Origin of the sequence: Microvirgula sp. AG722 (assembly GCF_003269145.1) — a bacterium.
GTDB lineage: Bacteria > Pseudomonadota > Gammaproteobacteria > Burkholderiales > Aquaspirillaceae > Microvirgula > Microvirgula aerodenitrificans.
On record NZ_QLTJ01000033.1, the window covers coordinates 1 to 7,410 of the forward strand.

Genomic DNA, 7,410 nt, shown 5'->3' on the forward strand with positions numbered 1-7,410 from the left:
GGACTTGGCCGACATAGGCCATGGTTTCGATGAGATGAGACATATCAGACTCCCGGGAAAATGCCCTGGTGGTGAGCCAGGGCAGGCAGAGGAAGGCAGTGACGGGGTGTCACTGCCTGTTACCGGGTGGGTGATATGTGGGTGAAAAATTTTGGATTGATTAGGTAGCTATCACAGGGCTTGACAGTGTACGTGGACCATTCGCCCCTCGTCAGCGAGGGCGAAGGTCATCATCGGTTGGCTAGCGCTGGTCATGGCGTTTACTTCGGGTGTTGAACACAGAAGTCACGCTAGAGCCCGTTATGCGGATAGAATAGTCACGAATTGTCATAAAACTGTTTTGGACAGTTATGGAAGCGATTGAAAAACAAAAGGAAATGGTAGTCGACGATGACCTGGCTAGTCCGCAAGACTATCTGTCAGGGTCGCTATGCCTGCAGGGCTTCCTTCGGCATGTGCGAAAGATGACGAAGCTGTATCGTGTGTTGCAGGCGTGGTTGGACTATGAAATCCAGCGTGTTGGGGAGGGGAATGGCAGTACGCCATATGAGGCTGAGAACCCCCGGGCCTGCTTTGGTGAGACTAGTGACAAGTCTGCATCGAGGTGGCTGGCTCCGATCTGGAAGGTCTTGCAAGGCCTTGATGAGATGCATGGTGAGGGATTAAGAAGCTGGGCTGTCCAGCACAGCCATTCGGGCCTCTGCTTGCCGGCCAAGCAGGCTAGCAAAGGCGGCTCAGGTAACACCTCCAAGTATTTCTTCCGCTACATTGCTGTTACCCAAAAGCAAACCGCTTCCAACCAGTTCACAACGCCCACCACGAACACCTCTGTCCAGTACATCATGGATACCCAGATTCAACCCGCTTGGTGGGTTGGGTGGCACCTCAAGTCAGGATTCAAACTGTATGGCTGGAGAAAATGGCTTTTTCTCGCGTACTGCTTGATCACCTTCATCGCTGTCGGTTTCTACCTTTTCCTGTCTTTTCTCTCGATAGTTTATGGCCAACATAGCTTTTCTGATTTTATTAAGCTAGTTGGCTCCGCTACTGTAGTAGGAATCGTTGGTGTTCTTTGTCTAGGGCCTTATATTCTGTTGGTCAACTGGCGCATCACGATGGCTCCATTGCTATTTACAGCATTCAACGAGGTAGACCACGCGCAACTAGAGTTGATAACTCTTTCAGATGACCCATCTGGTGCGAAAAAGGAGATGCGTTTTGTTCGCTGCAGCGCTCAGTGCCAATCTGTTCTGCTCGAGTTCTGCTGAGAAGAGGAGGGCGTCAATTTCCAAATAGACTGGTCGGACACGGCGAAGAGTCTCCTGCCGAGCATGTTTTTAGTTTTGATAGGTTTAATATGCATGGATTTAGGTTGGTTTGGCAAAAACCAGGCTATCATACGAAAGATCATAGCAATTGATAAAATTGAAGTTGCACTTTTTCTATTAACGATTTTTTAAGAGACCTGTAGTCAGTGAGGCACTTTGTAGTCACTGGAAATTAAAAAGTGCTTCTTAATAAATGGTCAAAATAAGGGCTTGAAAATGGACATGCTTTCCCGACTAGATGAATTTTCCAAAGATTTGTCCTGGATGAACAGAAACCTTACTGGGCTTCCAGATTCTTGGGTGATTCGGCCGGGGAAGGACTCTTCGGAGCCGGAATATATACTTGAACGGCTCAATATGAACCGATCAATGCGGCGGCAGGCTAAGTTGCATAAAATGCATTTAGCCCTACAGACCCGAGCGGCACGGAGTTATATTTTCCGAGACGCATGTTGTCGTTACTTGGATAATGGGCAAAATGTCCTTTTGGAAGGTGAGCGTGCGCCGAGTTGGGAGGCGGTCGTTTTTGAAAAATTCAAACCAGGGTGGTTGTTGGGGCAGTTAGGGCCTAGCGCAGATGCCGAAGAGAGTCATGGTGAGCTTAATTTTGAAAAAACTTCAGATAGTCATCCATCTGAATCGTTTTTTTTAGAGTGGTGGGCTGGCGACAATCAGAATTATTTCAATAAAATAGCCAAGGGCATGTCGAGCGGAAAATCATCTCCACAGATTGCAAAAAAATCTGAAAATATTCAGCGCCTGTACCGCAAAGTAATTGGCATTTACTCCTCGGCGATGGTTGAATTTGATCGATGGGGTACGCTGAGAGAGGAGGAGCAAGCACAACTGACGGATGTGTTTTACGGTATATTCACTCTGCTTGGCGTTGAGACAATCAAACCAGTTTTAGAATCACAGCCAGGGATTCTCCTCAATTACTTCAAGGCCGTACTCAAGGCCAATGCCGGCCTATCCTTCTTGGATGACTCCACCCCCAAGGTTGATGCGGGGAACGACGACTGCGAGACGCCCCCTGTCCTCCAGGTGGATAATGAGTCGATCCAAGCCGATCAACCAACGACCCTGCAAGATTTTTACGCCAGCTTACTGCAACTCGCCGAGGCTGGAGCGCGGACTCCGTACGATATGGCCCATGCCGATATGGTAATGGCATTTGTCGCCGATAACTTGCCACGCTTGTGTAGTACCCTTCAGATCGATCAGACGGCACTGGCTGAAAAGCTTCAGATGTTCGCTCATCAAGTTGTGATGCTAGGTAAGCAACTGGGTATCTCCTTGTTTGAAGATCACACATTCATTGTTGCCTTCACCAAGGCCTGGGTTCATTCCCTATACGAGGCCGTACAAGTACCGGTCAGCCCTGATTACCTTCATGGTCGCCTGCTCGAGATCGAAGAGGCGGCCAAGGCCCATGAGCAACGGCTCCAGACTTGTCGGATTGCCCTGGACGAAGCCGAGGTGGGGTTGAAGGCCGCAAAAGCAGCCAAGGCGAGGGCAAATTTTACGACTCGACGCGAGACTGCGGCCACGGTAACGCAGGCAGAGAGCACCTTGCGTGAGGCAGAGCAAAATCTGATTGAGGTCGAAGAAATCGCTGCTGCTGCCTTGCTGCCGGGCGACATCACCTTGGACGACCTGCCCGCTTATATGGAAGAGGCCGAGGACATCTCACTCGAACAGGCAAAGGTCCATCCTGAGTCCGTGCAGGCATTGCTGTCGTTTGACAGCATGCCCGTCACGATGCCAACCGAGAGAGTGACCGAAGCCCCAGCAACAGAGGAGGTTGAGGTCACAGTGATACCAACGCTCGAGGTCGAGCCTGTGCCGACTCTTGAGGCCCCGTTGGATGAAAATGCCCCCGAAGCTACTGTGTTAGTTGAAGTCGTGACGGCGCAGGCCGGACAGGTGCTGGCGCCGGCCACAGGTGAAACGGAAGAGGCTGGGTTCGTCCCGGAGGCTGCCGTGATGAAGGTGGTCTTTAGTCCGGCACCAGAGCACCAAATCGAGGAGGATGTGGCGCCGCCACAAGAAACCGAAGACTCACTTGCCGGGTTCGAAGAACTAGAACTGCATCCTTCCACATTGCAAGTTTTGGAAGACACTGAGGAATTGGTCGCTCACGTTCAGAGCATCACGTCCAAGCATGGAGTGTTGCCCGCCATTCTGGTCGATAGCGCTATCGTTCACTGGCTGGCGAAGAGCGAACTCCCCAACGCTTTGGCAACTTGGGACCTAGCAAACCGACAGGATGTCACTCTGCAGGGGGACGTCATTGAACGCGATGTGCTACAGAGCTCGTACACCGGACTACATGTCTGGCCAAACCAGGATGCGTCGCTTGGCAAGATACGCTCGCTGCTGAACTTTATCCCGCCACAGCGCATCGATGAAATGCTGCTGCGTCGGCAGACCAAGGCGATCGTGCCGGGGCTGCTGTTCTCGGCGTCGTTCCAGGCCGCCATTTTCGCCGGCAACAGCACGGCGGCACCGCGAATTCTGGCCTCTTGCGAGGACATGGTGGACCCACAATTGCAGCGGCTGATTCATGAAGTGGTCGTATCCAGTAATCGCAACATCTACTTCGATATTGATGCACTACGGATGGTCACGCCGGCTGAGGCAGAGGAGGTGCGTATTCGTGAGCTGCAATCGTTGCTGGACGATGTAATCGACCGAGTACGCTCCAAACAGGTGGGTTGGGCCCCAACGCGCAAGGCTTTGTCAGCCTGTTTTGACCTGCCGGATTTTAAAGAGGCCATCGAGGCCGTCCATGAGGCAGATTGGAGCAAGCTCTATGCGGTCGAGCATTTCCTCGATACCTATGAGTCCGAAGAAGCGCGGCGCGATCTGTTCACCCGGCAAATCCGCATGATGGACATCGCAAGCAACAGCGTCATTGGTAGAACGCCAATGAACCAGTTCCACACGACCATCCAGGCTCTGCGCGACATCTTTCTGTCTTGGCTTAGCTTGCGGAACAACGCATCGGGACGCCAGGCCGATATTGGCGACGCAGCTAAGCGTCTTATCAGTTTGATGAGGAATGCCGCATCTTACGTGGCCGAGAAGAAGGCCCACGCCGTCGGGGTTGCACAAAAAGCCAACTACGCCCTGTTTCAAAATGTGCTCATACAAGTGCTGGCCGTCGTGGATGGACAAAGTGGAACGGTAGTGGAACCGGTGGTAACCCGAGCGGTACAGGAGCTGCCCTATGCGACCCTTCTTCTGACCAAGCCCTTAACTGATTCGCTCGGAAGTCTGAGTAGCATCACGACTTGGCTTTCTCATCCAGTGGATAAAAATGCGCTGTTCGACCAAGCGATGGCGGCACAAGACAGCGTCACCACACAAGTGTTGCTCAGGACGTTTCCACAACTTGCAGGTCGGGAGATGCGGCGCTCTGCAGTGCAGGCGCTGGAAACCCAGGTGCGCAAGGACCTCGTGAAGAAGTTGCGGCTTGCTGAAATCCTGCTCGATAACGCGTTGCTTGCCGAGATCTTTAATGACGAGGAGGAGCCGACTAACAAGCAGCAGCTGCTGGAGGCACTGAAGGAAGAAATCGAAGCTCGTACAGTTTACGAAGGGTTGACCGATATCCGCGAGGAAGTTGAAGGCATAGAGCGCGAGATCGAAGCCAAGCTAGGTCGCCGTGTGGAAGATGACGAAGTCAAGCTGCACTCGCTGATCGGTAAGGCTATCGATCTGATGGGCGAGGAAGCCGTACCGGTAGATTGGCGTCAACGGGCAGAGCAGGCCCTGCAATCACGCATGTTGCCGCTGGTTACGGAAATGATCAGCCAGCTTGAGCATTCAATCGATAAGCGTGAAAAACTCTCGGACATCGCGATGGTTCGGAACACGAACCTGGAAGGATTCGTGGCGGCACAGGGTACCATCTACGCGGCCTTACGCGCGCATCCAAACCCGCGTGAGGCCTGGCGAAGCCTGGTGAATTTGCAGCAGAAGGGCTTTGATTTTTCCCATTCGCGCGCCAAAACCAAAGAGGTTATCGAGACCCTGACCAGTTGGCACCTCGATCGCAAACTCAACCTTGACAACCCCGTGATCGCCAATGTGCGCGAGATTCTCGGTTACCTTGGCATGCAGGTCGTTCCTCGAACCCCTCCGTCGGGGATTCGTAATGAGGGGGCGTTCCGCGCGCTTACGATCAAGGTGTTCCGTGGCGATACTGGTCGCGGCTTTCCCTATTTCGATGGGGAGACCGGAAACAGTGCAGAACACAACGATGTGCGAGTCTTCATTGGAGTCGGGGACTGGCAAACCAAGGATCTGATCGAGTGCGTTGAACGCGAGGCCTACGGCAAACGCGATATTCTGATTTCGCCCAAGGTCATGGATGCCACCATGCGTGAAGAGTTGGCCGTACTGACCAAGCAGCGCAATCTGGCCATCTACCATATCGACCCGGTGATGGCTGCTTATCTCGGTATGAATAATATAGCCGAAGACAAGGTGTTGAAGACGTGGCTGCAGATGACGGCACCGTGGACTGGGTTCAATCCGTACCACAAGGGCGACACCCTCATGCCTGCCAAGCCGGAGATGCGCTATGGCCGCCTGAAGCAGTCCTATGAGTTGACCCGCCCGCATAGCAATGCCGTGGTTTACGGTGGCCGCCAGCTGGGTAAAACAACGATCCTGCATGAAGCGGTTCGACTTGTGCAGAAGAACAATGACGTTGCCGCTTACACACGCGTTGATCAGACCATGGTCGGCCCGATCGACGAGGCTTGGGAGAATTGCCGCTCTTGGCTATTCAACGAGATTCATCAACTGCTGTACAAGGCGAAATTCCTGCACTCCTCGGAGACGTTGCCCAACGCAGACGACGAGGAAATCACGATTCGCCAGGCCTTGAACAACCCGGGTAATAGTAAGCGCGTGCTGCTGTGTCTCGATGAAGTCGATCCGCTGCTGGAATTGGATTCCAAGAAGGATTTTAAGCTGTTCCGCGCCATCGTCAACTTCGTGCAGACGCCGAACAGTCCGCTGAAGGTGGTGATCGCCGGCTTGCAAAACGTAAAGCGCTTCGAGCAGGTGCCGAATGTGCCGCTCAACCAGCTCGGTGACTCTCTGCAGGTCTCGATTCTGGAAACGCAGGATGCGATCGATCTGGTGCAGGAGCCTCTGGCCATTGCTGGTTATTACTTCGCCGATCCGATGCTGATCAACCAAATACTGGTGGTAACTAACCGCCATCCGGGCTTGATCCAGGTCTATTGCGCCAAGCTGCTTGAGCATCTGCACAAGGATGGCCGCCTCAAGATCGGCGACGCGAAAATCACCTCGAGCCACCTCGAATGGGTGAACCAGGATGAGGACGTACAGGATCGGATTCAGTCACGCTTTGAATACACTCTGAACGTCGACCGCCGTTATGGCGTGATCGTGTACGGGCTGATTGCTGAGGGGGTACTCAATGGGGAGCGTAGCGTCACGGCCAGCCGCGTGCTTGGCGTTGCCCGCAAGTGGGCGCCACAATGGTTCAGTACCACCAGCGAGGGAAACATCGAGGCATTCCTCGATGAGATGATCGGCCTGGGTATCCTGAAGAGTCTCGATGGCCGCAAGTATTCGCTGCGCAATCCGAGCATCCTGCGGCTGATTGGCGACCGCAACAAGGCGACCGACAAATTGCTGCGCCTCGTGGATGCGCCGGCCGAGGACCCGCTGTCGGCGCACCGGAAGTGTGACGGCTATCCATCGCCCCTCACTCGTCGCGATGAGCAGCTGCTCTTGAAACACCTCGATCCGAAAGGGCGGGAGAAGACGTTCTCGGTAACCGCCATCGTCGGTTCGCCGGCCTTGGGGCTGACCAGTCAGTTCATGCGTCCAGCACTGGAAACGTTGGGAATGTCAGAGCGCACGTCTGGACTGTCCCGGGGTCAGTAGACAAATACCTGCCTCACGCCGAGGCCCGTTCGAAGGCCTCGGGACTGATGCCGCCCAGGTGACTATGGCGGCGGGTGCGGTTGTAAAAAGCTTCAATGTAGTCGAACACGTCTGAGCGGGCCAGATCGCGGGTTTTGTAGATCCGTTT

The 7,410-nt window shown here is 53.8% G+C and carries 3 protein-coding genes; 2 read left to right on the plus strand and 1 reads right to left on the minus strand.

The features are described 5' to 3' along the window. Window positions 1–350 precede the first annotated feature (350 nt). Together DFO50_RS18575 and DFO50_RS18580 are read left to right on the plus strand one after the other, a co-directional pair. Window positions 351–1,268 carry a hypothetical protein gene (locus DFO50_RS18575; RefSeq protein ID WP_112693011.1) on the plus strand — a complete coding sequence of 306 codons (918 nt, stop codon included), beginning with the start codon at window positions 351–353 and terminating at the stop codon, window positions 1,266–1,268. A gap of 276 nt (window positions 1,269–1,544) precedes the next feature. After that, window positions 1,545–7,262, plus strand: coding sequence for a hypothetical protein (locus DFO50_RS18580; protein WP_146745156.1), 5,718 nt, complete (start codon window positions 1,545–1,547; stop codon window positions 7,260–7,262). Window positions 7,263–7,275: 13 nt separating this feature from the next. Here DFO50_RS18580 and DFO50_RS18585 read toward each other — a convergent pair. After that, window positions 7,276–7,410, minus strand: a 135-nt coding sequence (locus tag DFO50_RS18585) for an IS3 family transposase (RefSeq protein WP_146745109.1), incomplete at its 5' end; no start/stop codon positions are given.